Raw genomic sequence first — 21,265 nt, forward strand, 5'->3', positions numbered from 1 at the left:
TATGAAGATGAAAAGAAAATGGCATGGACTTGGGATACTCACATTGAGCGGTATGATGGCGGCAGGCTGCTCACTTTCCGGGGAAGCTGCGTCAAAGACCGTCACGCTAAGCGAAAATGTGAAGCTCGAAAGTGCATTGGATGAGAGCCATCTGCTCATCACACATGAAGCTACGATCCCCATTGAAATTCCATCGGATTACACGGGTTTCAAAGGAAATCAGTTGTATTTCAATCAACACAATGCGACGTATCTTTATGATGTAGAGAGTAAAGACGAGAAAAAAGTAATGGAAGCACCTTTCTACTTGTTATCTGAGAACGAGCAACGAGCATTGTCGCATGTGAATGAAAAGTTTTACGTACATGATTTACAGAACGGCACGAAAAAATTCGTTGGCGAAGGCACGGAGGAGTGGAGTACGTTCTTTGGAGACTCAAAAGGTTCGACGGTTATACAAGTAAAAAACACGAGCGAAGGCTTCACAGTGGAAAAGACTGTGTTGGAAACCGAGCAAAAGTTTAGTTGGGATATCGATGAACTCTTCGACAGTAACGGGATGGCAATTAATACATTCCAATCGAGTGAGGAAGGAATCTATATTGCAGGAAATTCTTTAAAAGAGGGATACGGCCTATATCATTTATTGGATAACGGGGAAGTAAAGCAAGTTTCATCTTTAGAAGGTATAAGTTCGATGGGGAGTTTTCAGTTCTTAGACGAGCAGACAATTATTTTTAATGAGGAATACAATGGCAAAACGGGTATTTACACGCTGAACCTATCGACAGGAAATGTGACACAACTTGTTGCGGGTGGTAAAGATAAAGAAGGCATATGGGTGCCGTTTTATAAACTTTCGCCGGATAAGAGTAAAATTTTATTTGATACCCCCGTACAAGTAGGGAAGGAATATAAAACTAATGTCTATGTAGCGGAGTTTGTGGAAGGACAATTAAGCAAACCGACATTACTTATGCAAAATGCAGACTTATATGCCGTAATTTCGATGACCGGTTATTGGAGCGATGATTCCAGTACCGCTTATATTAGTACGACGGCACCGGGAAATGACACAATCGATGCGATAGAAGTATATAGCATACAATCCGAGAAGTGAAAAATGTACAAGAAAGACTATTCGTCTCTCCGAATAAATGAAACGTCTGTTTGAAGAGGTTAATTTTAATAGAATAAATAAAGGGTTGGCGATGAAAATCTAAGTCGCATACAGACGCATGCAATACTAGCGTCGTATGCGACTTTTTAAGCGTCAAAAAAGATGCTTTTATCATTTGAATATGGATGTTTTAGTCAATCAACTCTGCAGTTAATGTCTTGCGACTAATGAAGTAACCTTGGATACTGAAAGTGATGTACGTCAAAAACAAAAAGAAGCCGATGACAAATAAGAGTGTTGTATGGTCAAAAACGACAACAGCATCCGCATCAATAGAGGCAAGTAATTGCGTCAAAACATAGCCAATCATAGTTCCAATAGTCAAACCGAATAAAACAAACGATAATACTTGCGTCAAAATCAGTTTAACAAGTCCGTTCGGCGTAAGGCCAACTAGTCGTTGGATCGCATAGTCATTACGTTTTCCGTAGATCGTATGCAGCATCGTTTGAATGACTCCCAGACAAGTTGCGGCTATAAGAATAACCATAATGCCCACGAACAAACTCCAACGCTGATAAAACATCCGATTATTTTCTTCCATAAAAGTTTCATAATCCGAAAAAGTAAGTGCAGGCCATCGCTCATGTAAAAACTGCAAATCCATCATTGTCTGTTTAATATCTGATGTTTCTACCATGATCTCATTCACTATTACATGAGAGTTCCTCACAAAAGGAGAGGACCAGTCAAACAAAATAGGTGTTTTCCCATACTGATCTGTAATGGAAATGACTTGAACAGGTTCAACTTCTTCGGTGTACTGCAACTCAAAATTGAATTTTCCTGTGTTGAGCCAATCCCCGACTGTCAGCTCATGTTCTTTCGCAAATTGTGTTGAAACAATGACACCACTTTCAACTTCTCCACGAAGTTCAGATAACTTCCCGATCTCAACGAACTTCTTCATGTCAATGGCTGTGTAATTCGCACTTTGCCATTTATCATCTAAATAGAAGTCTACGATTGGATAGTCGCTTTTTGCGTAGGCATATTCAACGGTGGAAAGCGCCTCTATATCCCTGACGATATCTTCTGTTAAAGTAGGGTCTTGTAAGTCATTGTGAATGACAACAGGTGTTTCGTATAGAAATTCAATATAGGCCTTTTCATTCTCTTGAACAGTTTTAAAAAGGGATGTTCCAAAAATCAAAATAACCATCAAGCCTATTATACTAAGCACGATTGGCATGTTTTTGCGAACTTGCGACATCAGTTGCTGACAGGCCAAATAGGCTTCCTTCCCAAATAGGCTTCGGATTGGCTGAAGTATGAACTTGAGTAGTAGGCTAAAAAGATACGGCATTATATAAAGAATGACGACACACAGAAGCAGGCTGCCAATGACGGTTTGCAATGCTCGTTGGCTATCGTTTTGCTCAAATGCCGCGGAAAAAAAGCTAATCAAGGAAACTGCAGTTACTAGGCCAGCCCCATATAACTTCGTTTTTGTCATACGAGGAAATGCTTCGTGATTATCTGCAGCGATTTGCAGAGGCAAAAGCCGCATACTTTTTTTCACTTGCCATTGCATAATGCCTTGAAGGATTATAAAAGTAATTGCGGATATACTTATCGCTAGCCACAATGGGAAATCTGTTCTCGCTTCTGGCAGTTGAATCGTTTCTATTAGGCGCGGCAGCCATTGTTTAATGACGATTAAACTACATACAGTGCCGAAGATAACGCCTGATGTAATGATTGTTAAAAGTTGTATTTGGACAATTTTCCCGACTTGTTTTTGGGTCGCGCCGAGTGCACGTAACACCATTAATTGTTCCCTTACTTTGTACAATACAAGCTGGAATGTAGACGTCAATAGCACCGTCGTAATTATCAAAACAAAAACAGAGAGCACAATCATAAAAATAGCGAGGGATTGGAAATTCGCCTTCACAAAATCATACTCGTTTGTAATATCAATGCGCAATGTCTCGTCTAGTTCAGTTAATTTCTTTGCGATCAATGCAGGTGTAGCATTATCTTTTAGCTTAATTAATGTGAAAAGGCCAACAGCATCATCCTTCGTGAAATGTAGCGACTGTCTTACAGCGGTATTTGATAAAATAACAATTTTAACATCGGAAGCCCCGGGGAGAGGCGTTAGAATTTCTTTAATCATATACGGCTCGGATTCAATTTCGATTGTATCACCAATCGATTTATCGAATAGCGAGGCGATCTTTTGCGATACAATTACTTCGTTTTCGCCTAGATTCTCCTCAAAATGATACCGGCTCTTGACAAGCGCATCGTTATTGACGCCTATTGTATAAACGGTCGGCAAAACATTTTCAACGTTTGTCGCCGTCAGCAAAACGGGGGAAACTTCCGATACACCTTCCATCGCTGCGATGGAATTGAGTTGTTCTGAAGTTATCCACTTTTGCTGTTCCGGATTATAGCCAACTGTCATATCAGCATTGCCGAATAGATGATAGATTTCTGATTCCATCTGCGCTTTGGCGTTCCAAATATACACGCCCATCGTCATGATTAAACAAATCGAAACGGTAATAATACTAATGCTCGTCAGCACTTGAGTCTTAGCGGCACGGAATAATTTAAAGGCAATCGATTGTAGGTAAAACATTATCGCTCACCTCGAGTAACGGTTTTAAACTTGGTAAGAATATTATCTAAATCGGTGTCAGTTTTTTTATTTTGATAAGAATCAACAATCGTCCCATCGTGGAAAAATAGAACCCGGGTTGCAAATGTTGCAACGTACGGATCATGTGTTACAAGCAAAATGGTTTGTCCATCGTGTTGAAGATCTACAAGCAATTGTAAAATCTCATCTGTTGTTTTCACGTCAAGGGAGCCAGTCGGTTCATCTGCCAGTAATATTGGTGGCTTCGTAATAATGGCACGAGCAATGGCCACACGTTGTTTTTGCCCGCCTGATAGCTCATGGGGACGATGCTTTCGCCAGGCTGCGATTCCCAAATGTTCCATCACCATATGTACACGGACTTCAATATCTTTGGAAGGTACATCCTGTAGGATAAGGGGGAGCGCTATATTATCTTCAACCGTCAAATCTTTTAATAAATGAAACGACTGGAAGATGAAACCGATATTTTCTTTGCGGAAATTCGATGCTTTTGGTTCTTTATAAATAGCATTTGACTCTTTCCCGAATAAAAAGATAGTGCCAGAGGTTGGTTCGTCAATGGCGCTGATCATATTGAGCAAGGTGCTTTTCCCTGATCCGCTTGTCCCCATGATCGCGACCATTTCACCTTGATAAACGGTGCAATGAATATTTTGTAATGCATTCACCCGGTGTTCTTTTTGTTTGAAAACTTTTGACATGCCTTCAATGCGCAACACTTCTGTTAATCTAGACTGCGGAACAGGAATTTTTTCAATCACTTCCTTCAATGGATTGAACCCACTCATCTATATACGCTCCTTTCAACTGTCTACGCAAAGCTTGTAAACCTCGTCGAATATTTGTTTTAACAGTACCTTCTGGACAGTCCAAAATGAGGGCAATTTCCTTTACGGCTAGGTCTTGATAATAGCGAAGCACTAATACTGTTGTATATTTTTCCTCTAACCGGCTTAATGCCTGCCATAAATCCAATTGTTCATCTACATAAGAAGGGCTATTCGCTTCATAGTTATCAAATTTATTTGGATCAATCAGTTCGATTCGTTTATTTTTTTCTATGTATGATTTACTGCAATTTATAACAATTCGTGTTAGCCATGTGGAGAAGTACTTTGGCTCTTTTAATTTAGGTAATCCTTCATAAGCGCGAATAACAGATTGTTGAAAAATATCAACAGCATCATCTTCATTTCGGGCGTAAACAAATGCTATTCGATACAATTGTGCCTGTAATGGTTCAAGTAGTTCATAGAAGGCGTTTTCATCCCCCGATTGAGCTTTTTCAATAAGTGTACTTTGGATAGCAATCATTCCGCACACCCCCTTCACTCTATTAGACTCTACTAAAGTTCATTTCGATTCAAAATTATTTAAATGTTTAATTCTTATAATGATAACTCATTTTAGAAAGGGGTAGTATGCTAGGTAGGAGATTATTCGCATCTTCTATTTTGACAGCCATTTGAATATACTTATACGTCAAATTGATTTTAAAGGGGAAGATCGAATGAAAAAAATCCTTATAATCCTCTTGGCTGCAGCAGCTATTTTGATCTTCTTTGTCTTACTTGACCGTGAACCGGAAAATAAAAATGCTATATACGTATCCGTAAATGGAAATGATCAAAATGAGGGTACAAAATCAAAGCCGTTCCGAACACTAGCAAAGGCTGCTTCAGAAGCAACAGCGGGCACGACTGTCTACATCCGAAAGGGCACATATAATGAAAAGCTTATCGTTCAGCATAGCGGAACAAAATCAAAACCTATTATTTTTAGCTCCTATAAAAAAGAAAAGGTTGTGCTAAGTGGGAAGAATGTAGAGGATATTGAAGGGAACACCGCCTTAGTTACGATAAAAAATAAAAACTATATAACGATTAATGGAATAACGATACAGGATGTAAAGACTGATGTAGCAGATGAAACGGTAATGGGGATTTTTGTGACTGGAAATAGCAGTCATATCATATTGGAGAACAACCATGTCCGGCGAATTGAAACCCAAGCAAAAGGAGGAAATGGGCATGGTATCGCCATTTATGGAACGGGGCCAATGAAAGACATCAATATACTTCATAATACCGTGGAGGATTTGAAACTCGGTTCAAGTGAAACGATTGTACTGAATGGAAATATTGACGGGTTTAAGGTGGAAAATAATCTTGTGCGTCGGAGCGATAATATCGGTATTGATCTGATTGGTTATGAGGGGATCTCTACTGATAAAAATGCTGACTATGTGCGAAATGGCGTTGTGAAAAATAATAAAGTTTACGAAATCTCCTCGTATGGCAATCCAGCGTACGGAGAAGATTATGCCGCAGGCGGGATATATATAGATGGTGGGAAAAACATAACAATTGAAGGGAATACTATTTATAAATGCGATATCGGTATCGAAGCGACATCCGAACATGCCGGTAAATATGCTGATCAAATTACCATTAACAGCAATATCGTTTATCATAATTTTTACACAGGAATATCAATTGGCGGGTACGATGAAAAACGTGGAGGGACAGTAAATTCCACGATTTCCCACAATATTATCTATCGAAATGACACGAAGGGCTTAGACGGGGGACAGCTATTAATACAGCATGATACAAAAAATAATGTAATCGAAAAAAATATTTTGACTGCAGGATCTTCTCGATTATTTATCGCCAACTACTTTCCGACAAACGAGGAAAACCGGCTGCAAAAAAATATATTTCATAAGGAAAAAGGAAAAACCGGTATTTGGGTATGGAAAGAGGAAGAATACACTTCTTTTTCGGATTTTATAGTTGCTTCAAACGGCGATACGCAATCAATTTATGTGAATCCGAAATTTAAAAACGAAAAAAAATATGATTTTAGACTGAAAAAAAATTCACCGGCGATAAAAAATATGGAAGATTAGCATAATCCGACTGAGCGGTTCAACGCTCGGTCGGATTTTGTCATACTACATTTAATGAAAGCATGCCCGTATAATAAGCTATAAGAATTAGGATAAGTCTGGTGACTCCCAACTTGTGTTAAAAATTAAAAGGAGGAACAAATCATGTTTACAATTCCAGGACATCACCATATTTCGATGATCACGAAAAACGCAAGTCAAAACAATCATTTCTACAAAGAGGTACTTGGGTTGCGTCGTGTGAAAATGACAGTCAATCAGGACTCTCCGTCCATGTATCACTTATTTTACGGGGATAGAACAGGGAGCCCGGGTACGGAACTATCATTTTTTGAGATTCCGGTTGTAGGCAGCACCCACCGGGGCACAAATGCTATTACCGGAATCGGATTGCTCGTCCCTTCAGAGGCAAGCTTAGCTTATTGGAAAGCACGTTTTGAGGAATTGGGTGTACAACATGGTGACATTACGACATACACAAACCGTCCTGCTTTGCACTTTGAAGATACAGAAGGCTTGCGCATGGTACTTCAGGTGTCTAACGGTGAGAAAGTTGGCCATTGGGAGACTTGGGAGAAATCCACTGTGCCAGAAGAGCATCAAATTCAAGGCATGGGGTCAGTGGAAATTACTGTTCGCAGGCTCGACAAACTTGCATCTACACTTACAGAAGTCTTCGGCTATACGGAAGTGTCACGTACGGAAGAAGAGGCGATCTTCCAATCGGTTAAAGGGGAAGTTTTCGGCGAGATCGTAGTGAAATATCTAGACGGTCCATCCGAAAAACCAGGGCGCGGCAGTATCCACCATTTAGCAATTCGTGTCAAAGACGACAAGGAGTTGGCATATTGGGATGAAAAAGTGCGGGCACGGGGCTTCCACTCATCCGGCATTGTGGACCGCTTCTACTTTAAAAGCCTGTATTTCCGAGAATCAAACGGAATTCTATTTGAAATCGCGACAGATGGACCGGGCTTTACAATCGATGGTAATATCGAAACATTAGGCGAGAAATTAGACTTGCCGCCATTTTTAGAGGGACGTCGTGAGGAAATTGAAGAAAAACTACGGCCGATCGAGGAGAATTAATTATGGAAAAGTATCGAATCAGACCTGCAACTGGCATGGGATTTGGGCTTTATTCATTAGGTGATCACATTCCTAACCCAATAACAGGAAAGCACGTTTCCGCCGAACATTACAGAGTGGCAAATTTGAATGAAGGGGGGAATAGTGCCAATGACAACTTGTAAGAAAAAAACGGCAAGGACTTGCAGCAAAGGACATACCTACTATAAAAGCAGCGACTGCCCTACCTGCCCAATATGTGAGCTGGAGCGCAAACCTGACACCGGATTTCTTTCAGAACTATCAGCTCCGGCAAGACGGGCGTTGGAAAACAATGGGGTCATTTCATTGCAACAGCTATCGAAATTTAGTGAAAAAGATATTTTGCAATGGCACGGTATGGGGCCAGCTTCCTTACCGAAGCTTAGAGAGGCTTTAAAGACAAATGGGTTATCATTTAAAAGGTAGTAAAAAATCCTACTGACTGGGTTACAATCAGTAGGATTTTTTAAAAAATGCGGCTTAATCCATCCCTCTTGCTTTCTGTGTATCCCTAATATTTTTCTGAACGGTGATTGCTGCAAAGACACTAAGAACAAACGCCATACCATAAAACCCTTTTTCACTTAAAACGATACTTCCCGCATTGTACAGTCCGATACCCATCAATAGAATGGCTATAAGAAGTGCGAGCCAGCTGATACCGTAGTAAATATTCGTAACTGGAATCCCTTCCTCTTTATCTCTTACCGCTTTTTGCAACGATACGGAAGAATAGAGTCCGAATATTAATATCGCAAAGTAATATCCTTTTTCATTCAGCTCCATCGCTGCGTTAAACAATCCTATTAAATAAGCAGAAGCTCCAATTAACAAAGCCGCCCAGGAAGCACCTTTAAAAGCTGCAGTCGGCTCCCCGTCCTTTCTTTCCACTTTCATTTTCGGTTCATGTTGTTTATCTCTATCAAATAAATCTTCCACTTCATTTTTCACTGAAAATTCACCATCCTTTTAGATTATCATATCCAAAGGGGTTTACATCGGCAACATATTCTTCCAAATCCCATCTTTTCTAATGAATATTCATGTGGCAAATCTCTTTTGGAGGCTTGTGGTATGTTTCCAACCAGTTTCGTGACCATTTTTCTAGTCTTTCATAAGAGAGGCTAAAGAAGGACAAAGATAATTGAATTATTATTTTTAAATTAGTTACTTGACTATTTCTAGTGTGGGTTATATAGTTACTTACATAAAGTAAGTAAGTAACAAATTGTTTGTAGTTGGTGGCAATGGGAGGTGGATAAATTGATTGAAATCGGACTCTATACACTTGCAGATATAATGGCAAATCCGTTTACAGGTAAAACGAGTAGTGCAGGGCAGAGAGTGAAGGAAATTATAGAGGCGGCAAAACTTGCTGATGAGGCCGGACTGGATATTTTCGGAGTAGGTGAACATCATCGATTAGACTACGCCATCTCCTCACCTCCTGTCGTATTAGCCTCCATAGCCCAAATAACTAAACGAATCAAACTGACAAGTGCGACTACCGTTTTAAGCACAGTTGACCCGGTTCGTCTGTTTGAAGACTTTGCTACATTGGATTTGCTATCGGATGGACGTGCAGAAATAATTGCCGGTCGTGGCGCGTTTGTTGAATCATTCCCTCTTTTTGGTTATGACACAAATGATTATGATGCCTTGTTCTCGGAAAACATCGAGTTGTTTTTAAAGCTGAACAAAAACGAGAGGATGACTTGGGAGGGCCGCTTCCGTTCGCCATTGCGAAATGCTGAAATCGCACCTCGCCCCTTACAAAAGGAATTGCCTATATGGATTGGTGTTGGAGGGACTCCAAGTAGCGCAGTCCGTGCCGGCAAATTGGGTGTCGGGATGGCATTAGCAATCCTAGGAGGTGACCCTGAACGATTCAAACCATTGGTGGATCTATACCGTCAAACAGGCATCGAGGCTGGGCATGGTGTGGAAGAGCTAAAAGTCGGAGTTACCGGTCATGGATATCTTTCAGAGACGACTCAACAAGCCAAAGATGAATTCTATCCGTATTATTCAAATTACTGGCCAACTGTAAACCGTCAGCGGGGGATGGTTTCAGGAAGGATTTCATATTCTGAGTTTGAGCAACTTACGGCTCCTGACACCGCTTTGTTCGTAGGAAGCCCACAACAGATTGTTGAGAAAATCCTACGTCAATATGAACTTTTTGGACACCAACGGTTCATGGCGCAGCTTGATATTGGTGGTGTACCGTTTGAGAAAGTAGCTAAGAGTATCGAGTTGTTAGCTACGGAGGTAGCTCCGATTGTCAGGAAAGCAACTGTATAGATAAAGTACGCAGACCGCTCAATAAATTTTAGAGACGATCTTACAAAAAATTAATCTTAATAGGTAGAGGAGTATGAGTTATGGTTAAAAAATATGAATGGAGTCTTTTAATTCTTCGAGTAGTGTTAGGGATAACTTTCTTAGTGCATGGGATTGCAAAGTTTCAAATGGGTCTTGGGAATGTAGCAGGTTGGTTTGAGAGTATTGGTATTTTAGGTTTTCTCGGTTATGCAGTAGCTTTCATTGAGTTGCTTGGAGGAATTGCGTTAATTTTAGGAGTAGGAACGAGAATCTTCTCTGCACTACTAGTTATCGTATTGCTTGGTGCCATTTTCACCGCAAAATTGTCTGTAGGCTTCATGGGAGCTGAAACAGCAGGATATGAATTGGATGTAGCTCTATTAGCCATCGCAGCTGTACTTTTAATTAGCGGAAGTCGGTTGCTTTCCTTGGATAATAAAATCTTTGCAACTGAAAAAGAAATAAATTAAAAGATTAACGCTTGAGCTGTAATAAAAGAGAAAGTAGCTTAATTTCCCGTTTAACATATCGGGAAATTAGGCTACTTTTTATTGACGATAATGCCGGCTGATTTAGTTTGCGGTAATACATCTAACTCAATCATTCTATAATAAAACAATTTTGCGGGACGGTTTGCAACAGCGGGGTCGGCTCCCCAACGCTATATACTTGCAAATCATGCATCGCCCTCGTGCAGGCGGTGTAGAAAATCCTGCGAAGGCTATCGTCGCCGTAAACATGCTCCGACGCATCGTAAATGATGACCGCGTCGAATTCGATGCCTTTTGCCAAATACGATGGTACTACGACAACGCCTTGCTCATATTCCATTGAACCAATCCGCAACAGCTTGATATCATCGATTGCAGCCAGGGCTTCGTATGCACTTCTGCTTTCCTCGGCTGATTTACATATGATCGCAATGGTGTTATAGCCGGCGTCCTGGTAATCAGCGACTTTGGAAGCGATGCAGCGATGGAGTTCTGCATGATCCCTCATTTGCTTCAGTTCTGGCCGCTCGCCTTCACGTTCAAAAGGAATGATCTGATCGCCGTTTGGCACTAGTTTTCGCGTGAATTCGATGATCGGCTTTGTGGATCGGTAGCTTCTTGCCATATTGATCACTTCCGATTCATCGGGGCCAAATAAATTTGTAAGTATATTGAAATCAGCTGTTTCGCTTGCATGGGCGAAAATTGCCTGATTGAAATCTCCTAACACGGTCATCTTTGCCGACGGAAATAATCTTCTCAAAAACTCGAATTGGAAAGGTGAATAATCCTGGGCCTCGTCAACAACGATATGTTTAATTGTACGATTCGCTTGAAAGCCTTTGATGAGCTCATTCAGCAGTAAATAGGGAGTTGCATCCTCGTAGCTAAGTTGATCTTCATCTAACATCTTTAGTGTTGCTTCGCAGATAGCTGGCCATTCCCCCGGTGTGTCCCCGTTCATCCATTGTTTGATTTGCAGAGGTTTTGCAAAAAGCTGCTTATAGATCCCCTTCATATCGATGAACTCAAATTCCCGCACCTGTTTCCGTAGCGGCTTCAATCTCTGCTGTACAATCAATTGGGCCAATTCTTTGGTGTCCATCTCATAATCGGCGATGGAGTCTCTCTTAAACCCGCGCTTTTTTGCTAAGTACGCATGTGCTTTATTATATTCCTCGTCGCTAAGCAGCTCGATTCTCTCTTGCACCCACGGTTCATGCCGTTCAACATTTTGCGCTTCTTTTAGTTTATTCAGCAGCCAATCCTTCAACTTTTCGAGTCGATTATGGAAGCGGAGCGATGTGTCTTTTCGATAAAACCGTTCGGCGATTTGCTCCCCGGACACAACCGGCTTTCCTCTTAAGAGCAAGTCTTTGAACTTCATGCCGGAAACCTCTAATGACTCCCGATAGGCTTCAATCGCTTCGAAGAAAAGGGGTGAAGCCTTGAATTGGATGCTTGCTACTCTAGCCTGATAGGAAGGGGAATCCGTTGCAGTTAGGACATATTCTAATTGATCATAAGGGTTTTCAACTTGAAAGTTCTTGCTCAACCGATGATTCAAGTATTCCTGAAAGGTGACTTGCTGCATATTCTCTTCACCTAGCTCGGGCAGTACGTTGGACACATAACTGTTGAACAACGTGTTCGGCGAAAAAAGAATGATCTGGTCCGCGTTCAGACTGTCACGGTATTTATAGAGCAAATAAGCGATCCGCTGCAAGGCGGCAGACGTCTTTCCACTGCCGGCAGGTCCATGCACGATAAGAAGTTTTCCATGATCATGCCGGATGATCCTGTTTTGCTCTTCCTGAATAGTTGCCACGATGCTGTGCATATGTTTGTCAGTGCCTTGACCGAGTACTTGCTGTAAAATTTCGTCTCCAATCGTGAGACTCGTGTCGAACATTGATTGCAAAACGCCTCCGCGAATCAAGTACTGCCACTTCTTCTCCAATTTCCCTTCGATAACTCCACCGGGAGTTACATACGAAGCATCTCCTGGCTGGTAATCATAGTAGACACTTGAAATCGGCGCCCGCCAGTCGTAGACAAGGAAATCTTCACCACTGTCATCAGATAGCGTAGCGATTCCAATATAGATTTGTTCTTCAGTTGTCTCACCTTCTTCAATGAAATCAATTCGTCCAAAATAAGGAGCTTCTTTCATCCGACGCAATGTGGCCAATCGTTTGGAAGCATGGCGATGAGTTGATTGGCTGACAGCTAATGCTTGCGCTTCTTGTCTCAAACCGATAATTGTTTCAAGATAATCGTCAAACGTATCCACATTGACTTTGACTTCATCCCAGAAATGCCTGCGGATCTGCACAACCTCATTCCGCTGCCGGGCCGTATCTTCTTCCAATTTGCGAATCCGTCCCGTAATGACTCCCATTACATTGTCCACTCTTTGCTGCTCCTGCTGAAATTTTGATTCCATAGCAAACACTCCTTTAAAAAAATGAGTAAAAAGGGTTGACTGATGGATAGATTATGTCGTATAATTAAATTAGGGATAATATATTCACTTAACTATACAGTGTCTATCTTTATTAATTTACCATAAAATCGCGCTGAATTCAATGGGCGAACTGAAATTTTATACGTATTGATTGCTACGGCCTCTTCTCGAATTGAAACGGGAAGGGGTTTTTTCATTCAAGGCATCAACTTGCAGTCTGGATGAAAGTGAATGACAACGGGAGAAGAATCCGTCCGGAAAAATTGGTTGTACTCGTTAGGTGAATGATCTAAAGATTATGAACTGACTAAAGCATATTGACTTTTCGAATCACTCTCTGCTAGATTATATTGTAATAATAATAATCAGTGACGAGAAATAGTAAGAGAGGAACTCTGTTCTCTAGAGAGTCGACGCTTGGTGAAAGTCGATGGACAGATCTTATCCGAAAATCATCTCCGAGATGTAAAGCTGAAAACAGTAAGCTTTACCGGACTTCCACCGTTATATGGAACACGTATGATTGTACGTTGACTGAGCGCCGCATTGTTTCTTTTTGGGGAACTTGCGGAATATGGGTGGTATCGCGAGCACAAACTCGTCCCTATTTAGGGGCGAGTTTTTTATATGCGGAAAAATCAGGAGAGAGAAAGAAGCATTCAACTCACGGATTAATCAGGAGGTTCAAGGTAATGAAAAATTTAGTTGTCGTCGCGGGTTCATTGATTGTTGCGTTTGCCTTCAATTTCTTTCTAGTTCCCTATGGGATTTTAAGCAGCGGAATTAGTGGGATAGCTATTTTGATCGGGTTAATTACTCCGTTTGATATTGGTTTAATGAACCTCTTGCTCAATCTGCCTTTGCTCATCTTAGGATACGTTAAGCTGGGAAGGTTGATAACGCTCAATACACTCGTTTGTGTTTTGTCTCTTTCATTTTTCTTATACGTCCTGCCGGTCGTTGCGGTGACAGATAATATTTTGTTGTCGACGATCTTCGGAGGCGTCATAGGAGGAATTGGCGTCGGTTTAATATTAAAATTCTCCGGCACTTCAGGTGGGTTGGATATTATTGCAATCATCCTATCACGCACGAGCAATGTCAGTATCGGCCTTCTTCTGACGGGTATGAATGGCGTCATCGTTCTTATATCCGGTGCTGCCTTCAACTGGAATATCGCTTTATATACGCTTTTATCTATCTACCTGACTGGCAAAATGATTGATAGCATCCACACAAATCACATCAAATTGACGATGCAGATTGTCACTTCGAAAGGGGAGGCAATACGGGAAGATTTATTGAAGTCCATCTACCGGGGCATTACGATTACGGAAGGATACGGCGGCTATACCCAAGAGAAGAAGCATATTTTAATGACCGTCGTTACGCGTTACGAAATGCTGCAAGTGAAAAAGATTGTCCGTGATTATGATGAGACCGCATTTATTAATATATTTGAGACCGTTGAAGTAGACGGTGTTTTCGCTAAGAATTAGGGGGATTTATGATGACTAGAAAAAATGTATTGTTTTCAGGACTTATGCTGTTTTCATTATTTTTCGGGGCCGGAAATCTTATCTTTCCGCCTCTTCTAGGGTTGGAATCAGGGAATAACTTCGGACCGGCAATTACCGGATTTTTGATTACCGGTGTCCTTCTGCCGTTCATGGCAATCATGGCGATCGCCCTATCTGAAAATGGGCTCGTGTCCATTGGCAACAGGGTCAATAAACTGTTCGGATTGGTTTTCGCAATCATCATCTATATGTCGATCGGGGCTTTTTACGGTATACCGAGGGCTTCAAACGTTGCGTATGAGCTGGGCGTAAAACAAATTGTGGACGTCAATGGCTGGTTTGCGCTGCTCGTTTTCTCCTTGATATTTTTCGGAGTGACGTACTTCATAAGCTTAAATCCGAAGAAAATTGTAGATCGCATTGGCCAGCTTTTGACTCCTATTTTATTGCTAGTATTGGCTTTGCTTGTTATCCGTGCTTTCATGAAATTTGAAAATATCGCCTCTCCTGCGGCGGGGAATTATGTTTCAGCCCCATTTGTCAAAGGATTCGTGGAAGGGTATTTCACGATGGATGCTGTGGCGGCGCTGGCGTTCGGGATTGTCGTCATCAATGCTTTGAAGGATAAAGGTGCGGCATCCAAGTCGGAGCTGGTGAAAGGGACATTGTGGGCTGGCGTCATAGCAGGACTTGGACTGGCCGTCGTTTATGTCTCCTTGGGGTGGATCGGCAAGGTCATACCGAAGGAAACTGACTTTGCAAATGGAGCGGAAATTCTGACTGTCGCATCTGACTTATTGTTCGCCAGTGGCGGCGGGCTTCTGTTCGGATTAATTGTAACGCTGGCGTGTTTGACGACTTGTGTCGGGTTGATCAACGCCTGTGCGAGATTCTTTAACGAAATTTATCCGAAAATTCATTACCGTTCGTATGTCGCTATTTTTGTGTTAATCGGCTTGTTGGTGTCCAATTTAGGGTTGAGTACGATTCTTAGTTTGGCAGTACCTCTGTTGGTGTTCATTTATCCGATTTCCATTGTGTTAGTGATTCTTTCCCTGTTCCAGCATTTTGCGGGCGGCGGGAAGATGATGTACCGCTTATCGGTTCTTGTGACATCGATTTTTGCATTATATGAGGTGTTGGCGAACGTAGGTGTTAAAGTTGAGGTCTTGACCGACATGTTAAGCGTTGTCCCGTTCTTTGAACACGGACTGGGCTGGATCCTTCCGGCATTCATTGCGGCATTGATTGGTTACGGGATTGATAGGTTTAGAAGAGAATCTTACAAATGAAAAAAGAGTAACTATCTTACTTGCAGACTGTTAGCAAGGGATAGTTACTCTTTATTATTATCGAATTGTTTTCAATGCTGTCGCCCAAGGGATAACTTGGTCTAGCATTTGATTTATGGAAGAAGCTTGTACTTCCGCTGGTTTGAAATCTGTTCCGTTTTCAAAGTCAGTGAATAAGGATAGAGCCGGGTGTACACGAACGTCCGCTACGGATAGTTCGCCAAGGATGCCGCGTAGATGTTCAGCTGCACGGGCGCCGCCTACTGAACCGTACGATACGATACCAGCTGCTTTGTTGTTCCATTCTTCACGAAGGAAGTCTAATGCGTTTTTAAGCGCTCCCGTAATGGAGTGATTGTATTCTTGTACGATAAATACAAATCCGTCTTGTTTTCCAACGATTTCTGACCATGCAGCTGCGCCTGAAGCGTCGCTTCCTGGCTCGCCTAGCAATGGCAATTTGTAATCTGCGATATCAATTACTGTATAGGTAGCGTCTCCGCGTTGATCTGCCAATTCTTTTACCCAAGCACCTACTTGAGGGCTCACACGTCCATCACGAGTTGATCCTAAAATAATACCGATATTTAATTTTGTCATTGTTTGTTCCTCCTGTTGATTAGATCCGAATAATTTATCAAAAAGTCCCATCTTTTAAAGTTTCACCTCCTCACAAGTATTCTTTTTCAATTTTTTTTGTACTGCGGACGGTATCGATTGGCCGTACGAGTCCTTCGATTGTCTCGCGTTTGCTTTCGAAGAATGGTGGCAACGATAGTTTTTCTCCAAGCGTTTCATACGGCTCATCACCCATGAAGCCAGGACCGTCCGTCGCCAATTCGAACAGAATCGAAGGTGCGATTCTCGTATACAACGAGCCGAAGAAATAACGGTCGATAAAGCCTGAGTTTGGCAATTGGAAACCGTGCAGGCGTTGTTGCCATGCATCGATTTCTTCCCGGTCCTCAACACGGAACGCTGTATGATGGACTGTGCCGAAACCCTGACGCGATTGAGGGAGAACAGTGTTATATTCCACAACAACTTGGGCGCCGTTTCCGCCTTTGCCCATTTCGAACAAGTGGAATGCTTCTTCTTGTGCAATTTCCTTCATTAAAAATACCTGTTCCAACATCTCTTTCACATGATCAAAGAGGGAAGTGCGAATATGGACGGGTCCGAGCCCTGTAATGGCGAACTCCAATGGAATCGGTCCTTTTTGCCATGGCGTCCCTGATTCGACCCCTTCATTGAACTCATCGGAAATGAGTTGGTATTGCTGATCATCAAAATCGACAAACGGCAAGACCTTTTTACCGAATTGCTGCTGGATGCCTTTATGCTTCACATCGAATTTATCGAAGCGTTTCACCCAATATTCAAGTGCAGCGTCGCTCGGTACACGGAAAGAGGTTTTTGAAATTTCATTTGTCCCATGCACCCCTTTCTGAATCCCGGGGAAATCGAAAAATGTCATATCCGTCCCTGGATTGCCTGCATCGTCCGCGAAAAATAGGTGATACGTTTGAATGTCATCTTGGTTGACAGTTTTCTTTACAAGGCGCACCCCTAATGTATACGTGAAGAAATCATAGATCTTCTCTGCACTGCTCGTAATGGCTGTTACGTGGTGAATACCTGTTAATTCGTTCATGTGTAAATTCCTCCTTGTATTTGTCTTGAATTCGAGATATATAGTTAAAAAAATTTGATAGCTCTTGAACTAACAATGTTTTAATGCCTTTAGGTTCGTTTGAATTAATTTATCTTTAATTCAAGATAATAATAACATGCTCATACCTGTGCGTCAATCATTTAGTTCAGAGCGATGAAAAGAGCGTCCGGAAGTGATTTCTCACCCTTGCCGGACGCATTTTGATAGTAGGTTTAGTTAGGTTTTTTTGCAATCGCTTCGATTTCCACGTCTGCTCCAAGTGGCAATGCCAGCACTGCGACACAAGTTCTTGCAGGATAAGGTTTTGAAAACTTCGTTGCATATACCTCGTTCATTGCGGAAAAATACTTCATATCTGTTAAATATACATTTACTTTTACAACATCATCAGGTGTGAGATTCGCTGCTTCCAGCGCCTCAAACAAATGATCGAAGCATAGCTTTGTTTGCGCGGCAATGTCACCTGCGACGTTTTCCGCTGAAGCGGAGTTCATTGCGGTTTGCCCCGATAAATAAACTAAATCGCCTGCGTCCACCGCAGCCGAATACGGACCTGATGCTGTTGAGCCCTTTACTTCATAAGCCTTTCTTGCCATCATGATTCCTCCTAAATAGTTGAGCTGATATTCCATCATAGCCTACGAAACACTCTTTGTATAGGATTTGGGCCTTTATCTAATTCGAACATCCTATTATCGGTAGATATCGCTCTTCTATGTTTGTGATGCAAAGCTATTTGGATATAGAAGAAAGATGAGACGCATAATAAGGAAAGCCAAGTTCGTACAACGATGAATAATAAGGGCGGTTTAGTCGACCATACGATTGCGCTAAGACTTTTTCAAAATGCCAATTCATCCTTACCCGGGAGGTAGATCCGATTGGAGGAACTCAATCGAGAGCAATTAAAGAAGGAAGGCTTCAACGATGATATCTTGCCGACGAAGCCGGAGGAACGAAGCTGGAGCATCGGAAATTATGCGACTGTATGGATGGGTTCCGTACATAATATACCGAACTATATTGCCATCGGCGGACTATTTGCTTTAGGGTTATCTGTCGGACAGGTTTTCGCCGCAATCGTGAGTGCCTCCATTATTATATCGGTCATCATGGTTCTGAATGGGCAGGCGGGATCCAAATATGGTCTGCCTTTTGCAATGCTGATCCGCTCATCTTTCGGAACAAAGGGTGCAATGGTTCCAGGGATATTAAGAGGGGTTATTGCCGCAATCATGTGGTTCGGTTTTCAGACATATGCGGGAAGCCAGGCCTTGTCCATTCTTATCGCCAAGCTTTGGCCGCCATTCTTGGCACTGGGCGGGAATTGGAGTCTTTTGGGGTTGTCATTGCCTGCATTAATTTCATTCTTAGTATTTTGGCTATTCAACGTGGCTTTAATATACGGAGGTATGAAATTTCTAGGGAAGTTTACAAATATCCTTTCACCGCTTGTTTATATCGTATTTGGCGGCATGGCGATCTGGGCCATTAAATTGGCCGGAGGGATTGGCCCGATTTTAGCTTATACCGGGAGTGGGGTTAGTGGAAATTCCGTAGTCATCTTTATAGCGGCAATGACAGCAGTCATCGCTGCTTGGGCGGCGCCGATGGTAAGTGTAGCGGACTTCACAAGATTGGCCGTCTCTACGAAAAGTCAGGCGGTCGGGCAAACGGTCGGGTTAGTTGTGACCTATCTATTGTTCGCTGTCGCAAGTATTTCGATCATTGTAGGTTCTGAAATTGCCTTTGGGACTCCCATATGGAATGTGCTTGACGTCGTTGCCCGATTCGACAGTACGTTTGCAATCGCGATATCCGTCCTAACGCTTTGCTTGACGACATTATCGGTGAATGTGACAGGAAATATTGTTCCCGCCGGTTATCAATTGGCATCGCTATTCCCGAAAAAGCTGACGTTTAAATCAGGCGCAACGATTGCCGCAGTCATTGGCGTTCTCGTCATGCCATGGAAGCTGATGGAGAATGCGACAAGCATCTTTACATTCCTAAGTATCATTGGAGGCTTATTGGCGCCCATTACAGGTGTTATGCTCGCCCATTATTATATCGTTTCAAAAACAGAATTGGACTTAGGTGAATTGTATTCAAAAGGTGGAAAGTACAACTACGCGAAAGGTTTTAATGCAAATGCAATCATTACGCTAGTTGTTGCGGGAACGCTTTGCTTAATCGGCAATTTTATCCCGTTCTTTAAACCGCTTTACGATATGTCGTGGTTTGTGGGCATTATTTCAGCCTTTATTCTGTATAGCGTGCTGGAGAAGCGTAGAACAAATAGGGCTCATTGAATTGAATGAAAAAAAATGGAGGGATTTCACATGGAAAATTACGATTTGATCATTAAAAACGGAACGATTGTTACGGCGGATGCAACGGAAAAAGGAGATATTGCCGTAAAGAACGGAAAAATCGTTGAAGTTTCTGTTGGCAAGCCGATTGAGGCGACAGCTGGACAGGAGATAGATGCTGAGGGGCTTCATGTCTTTCCAGGTGTCATCGATTCGCATGTTCACTTTAACGAGCCGGGAAGAACCGAGTGGGAAGGATTGGAGACGGGAAGCAGAAGCTTGGCTGCCGGCGGGGCGACATCATTTTTCGATATGCCGCTGAATAGTACGCCTCCCACGGTCGATAAAGCCAATTTAGACATCAAACGTAAATTGGCGGAGGAAAAATCAATTGTGAACCCATATTACTGGGGTGGACTCGTACCGGAAAACCTGGCTGACTTAAAGGGTCTGCATGAAGGAGGCGTCATTGGATTCAAGGCATTTATGTCACCAAGCGGAATCGATGATTTCCATAACGTCGATGATGAAACAATTTATAAAGGAATGAGAGAGATTGCATCCTTGGGATCCCTTTTGGCCGTTCACGCAGAAAGCACAGTCATGTGTGAACAGCTTGCGGAGGAAAGAATCGGTCAAGGCAAAGTGTCGGCAAGGGACTATGTGGAATCGCGGCCGGTCATTTCGGAGATTGAAGCGGTCCGAAGAATTCTTTCCTATGCAGAACTGACGGGCTGTAAACTGCATATCGTCCACGCGAGCAGCCGGAAAGTCGTTGAAGTGATCAATGACGCGAAACAAAGAGGTGTCGATATAACTGTTGAAACGTGCCCGCATTATTTGTCGCTGACTGTAAAAGATCTGGAGGAACAAGGAGTTATCGCCAAATGTGCCCCTCCATTACGAGATCAGGATGAAGTGGAAGATTTATGGACAGCGGTTGCAAACGGTGAAATCGACACGATCGGCTCCGACCATTCCCCGGCTCCGGCATCGATGAAAGTAATATCGGATAACATTTTTGATGGATGGGGAGGAATTTCGGGAGCCCAGTCCATGTTGAATATTCTTCTGACGGAAGGACATTTTAAACGGAATCTTCCATTGGAGAAAATCGTTGAGTTGACGGCAACAAATCCGGCCAAGATATTCGGGCTAAAAACAAAAGGGACGATTGCAGCTGATTATGATGCCGATTTAACTCTCGTTGACCTGAATGAAAGCTTTGAACTGAAAAAGGAAGACCTGTTTTACCGTCATCAACATTCTCCTTACGTCGGTAGGACGTTCAAAGGAAATGTGAAGACGACAATTGTCGGCGGCAACGTAGTGTTCGAAAATGGACAACCCATACAAAAATAATGA

The 21,265-nt window shown here is 42.3% G+C and carries 19 protein-coding genes and 1 other annotated feature; of the genes, 11 read left to right on the forward strand and 8 right to left on the reverse strand.

All coding sequences use genetic code 11. The features are described from left to right. The first annotated feature begins 7 nt into the window (after positions 1-7). Positions 8-1,120, forward strand: coding sequence for a TolB family protein (locus ACFPTP_RS10575; protein WP_381444519.1), 1,113 nt, complete (start codon positions 8-10; stop codon positions 1,118-1,120). Between the two features lie 190 nt (positions 1,121-1,310). Here ACFPTP_RS10575 and ACFPTP_RS10580 read toward each other — a convergent pair whose 3' ends face one another. The 3 genes from ACFPTP_RS10580 to ACFPTP_RS10590 are packed head-to-tail and all read right to left on the reverse strand — an operon-like array spanning position 1,311 to position 5,111. After that, positions 1,311-3,773: an ABC transporter permease gene (locus ACFPTP_RS10580; protein WP_381444521.1), complete on the reverse strand. Its 2,463-nt coding sequence runs from the start codon at positions 3,771-3,773 to the stop codon at positions 1,311-1,313. Then, positions 3,773-4,498 carry an ABC transporter ATP-binding protein gene (locus ACFPTP_RS10585; protein ID WP_381444677.1) on the reverse strand — a complete coding sequence of 242 codons (726 nt, stop codon included), beginning with the start codon at positions 4,496-4,498 and terminating at the stop codon, positions 3,773-3,775. Before ACFPTP_RS10585 ends, ACFPTP_RS10580 begins: the two co-directional genes overlap by 1 nt. Before the next feature lie 52 nt (positions 4,499-4,550). Continuing rightward, entirely contained in the window at positions 4,551-5,111 is a 561-nt protein-coding gene (locus ACFPTP_RS10590) for a sigma-70 family RNA polymerase sigma factor (protein ID WP_381444523.1), read from the reverse strand. A gap of 196 nt (positions 5,112-5,307) precedes the next feature. Between ACFPTP_RS10590 and ACFPTP_RS10595 the strand changes: the two genes are divergently transcribed. From ACFPTP_RS10595 to ACFPTP_RS10610, 4 genes are all read left to right on the forward strand, one after another. Continuing rightward, positions 5,308-6,708: a DUF1565 domain-containing protein gene (locus ACFPTP_RS10595; RefSeq protein WP_381444525.1), complete on the forward strand. Its 1,401-nt coding sequence runs from the start codon at positions 5,308-5,310 to the stop codon at positions 6,706-6,708. A gap of 144 nt (positions 6,709-6,852) precedes the next feature. Beyond that, complete coding sequence (locus ACFPTP_RS10600; RefSeq protein ID WP_381444527.1) at positions 6,853-7,797, forward strand: ring-cleaving dioxygenase; 945 nt, start codon at positions 6,853-6,855, stop codon at positions 7,795-7,797. 2 nt (positions 7,798-7,799) lie between these two features. Further along, positions 7,800-7,961: a hypothetical protein gene (locus ACFPTP_RS10605; protein ID WP_381444530.1), complete on the forward strand. Its 162-nt coding sequence runs from the start codon at positions 7,800-7,802 to the stop codon at positions 7,959-7,961. Further along, on the forward strand, positions 7,948-8,244 hold the full coding sequence (locus tag ACFPTP_RS10610) for an RNA polymerase alpha subunit C-terminal domain-containing protein (RefSeq protein WP_381444532.1): 297 nt from the start codon (positions 7,948-7,950) through the stop codon (positions 8,242-8,244). The genes ACFPTP_RS10605 and ACFPTP_RS10610 overlap by 14 nt, the downstream gene beginning before the upstream one ends. A 54-nt stretch (positions 8,245-8,298) precedes the next feature. Here ACFPTP_RS10610 and yiaA read toward each other — a convergent pair whose 3' ends face one another. Beyond that, complete coding sequence (gene yiaA / locus ACFPTP_RS10615; RefSeq protein WP_381444679.1) at positions 8,299-8,715, reverse strand: inner membrane protein YiaA; 417 nt, start codon at positions 8,713-8,715, stop codon at positions 8,299-8,301. 402 nt (positions 8,716-9,117) lie between these two features. Here yiaA and ACFPTP_RS10620 point away from each other — a divergent pair, with 402 nt between their 5' ends. Both ACFPTP_RS10620 and ACFPTP_RS10625 read left to right on the forward strand, forming a co-directional pair. Next, positions 9,118-10,122: an LLM class flavin-dependent oxidoreductase gene (locus ACFPTP_RS10620; RefSeq protein ID WP_381444682.1), complete on the forward strand. Its 1,005-nt coding sequence runs from the start codon at positions 9,118-9,120 to the stop codon at positions 10,120-10,122. A gap of 80 nt (positions 10,123-10,202) precedes the next feature. Further along, the gene (locus ACFPTP_RS10625; RefSeq protein ID WP_381444535.1) at positions 10,203-10,613 is read left to right on the forward strand and encodes a DoxX family protein; all 411 of its coding nucleotides are present in this window, start codon (positions 10,203-10,205) and stop codon (positions 10,611-10,613) included. Positions 10,614-10,743: 130 nt separating this feature from the next. On the opposite strand, the gene helD is transcribed toward ACFPTP_RS10625, so the two are convergent. Next, a complete protein-coding gene (gene helD, locus ACFPTP_RS10630) occupies positions 10,744-13,080 on the reverse strand; it encodes an RNA polymerase recycling motor HelD (RefSeq protein WP_381444537.1) in 2,337 nt (778 codons plus the stop codon). Positions 13,081-13,460: 380 nt separating this feature from the next. Then, positions 13,461-13,710: a binding site (T-box leader), on the forward strand. Between the two features lie 83 nt (positions 13,711-13,793). Here helD and ACFPTP_RS10635 point away from each other — a divergent pair. Together ACFPTP_RS10635 and brnQ are read left to right on the forward strand one after the other, a co-directional pair. Continuing rightward, positions 13,794-14,600: a YitT family protein gene (locus tag ACFPTP_RS10635; protein WP_381444539.1), complete on the forward strand. Its 807-nt coding sequence runs from the start codon at positions 13,794-13,796 to the stop codon at positions 14,598-14,600. A gap of 11 nt (positions 14,601-14,611) precedes the next feature. Next, positions 14,612-15,913 carry a branched-chain amino acid transport system II carrier protein gene (gene brnQ / locus ACFPTP_RS10640; protein ID WP_381444542.1) on the forward strand — a complete coding sequence of 434 codons (1,302 nt, stop codon included), beginning with the start codon at positions 14,612-14,614 and terminating at the stop codon, positions 15,911-15,913. A gap of 57 nt (positions 15,914-15,970) precedes the next feature. Here the strand turns inward: brnQ and ACFPTP_RS10645 are convergent, their stop codons facing one another. The 3 genes from ACFPTP_RS10645 to ACFPTP_RS10655 form a co-directional block, all read right to left on the reverse strand. Next, positions 15,971-16,564, reverse strand: a complete 594-nt coding sequence (locus tag ACFPTP_RS10645; RefSeq protein ID WP_381444545.1) for an NADPH-dependent FMN reductase — start codon at positions 16,562-16,564, stop codon at positions 15,971-15,973. Positions 16,565-16,583: 19 nt separating this feature from the next. Continuing rightward, positions 16,584-17,567, reverse strand: coding sequence for a ring-cleaving dioxygenase (locus ACFPTP_RS10650; RefSeq protein ID WP_381444549.1), 984 nt, complete (start codon positions 17,565-17,567; stop codon positions 16,584-16,586). Between the two features lie 233 nt (positions 17,568-17,800). Further along, positions 17,801-18,184: a RidA family protein gene (locus tag ACFPTP_RS10655; RefSeq protein ID WP_381444551.1), complete on the reverse strand. Its 384-nt coding sequence runs from the start codon at positions 18,182-18,184 to the stop codon at positions 17,801-17,803. Between the two features lie 285 nt (positions 18,185-18,469). On the opposite strand from ACFPTP_RS10655, the gene allW reads away from it, so the two are divergent. Next, positions 18,470-19,900 (forward strand): allantoin permease, encoded by a 1,431-nt coding sequence (gene allW / locus ACFPTP_RS10660; RefSeq protein WP_381444553.1) that lies wholly within the window; start codon positions 18,470-18,472, stop codon positions 19,898-19,900. A gap of 30 nt (positions 19,901-19,930) precedes the next feature. Next, complete coding sequence (locus ACFPTP_RS10665) at positions 19,931-21,262, forward strand: allantoinase (protein ID WP_381444555.1); 1,332 nt, start codon at positions 19,931-19,933, stop codon at positions 21,260-21,262. Positions 21,263-21,265 lie beyond the last annotated feature (3 nt).

The sequence above is a fragment of the Sporosarcina koreensis genome (genome assembly GCF_042655825.1).
Classification (GTDB): Bacteria; Bacillota; Bacilli; order Bacillales_A; family Planococcaceae; genus Sporosarcina; species Sporosarcina koreensis.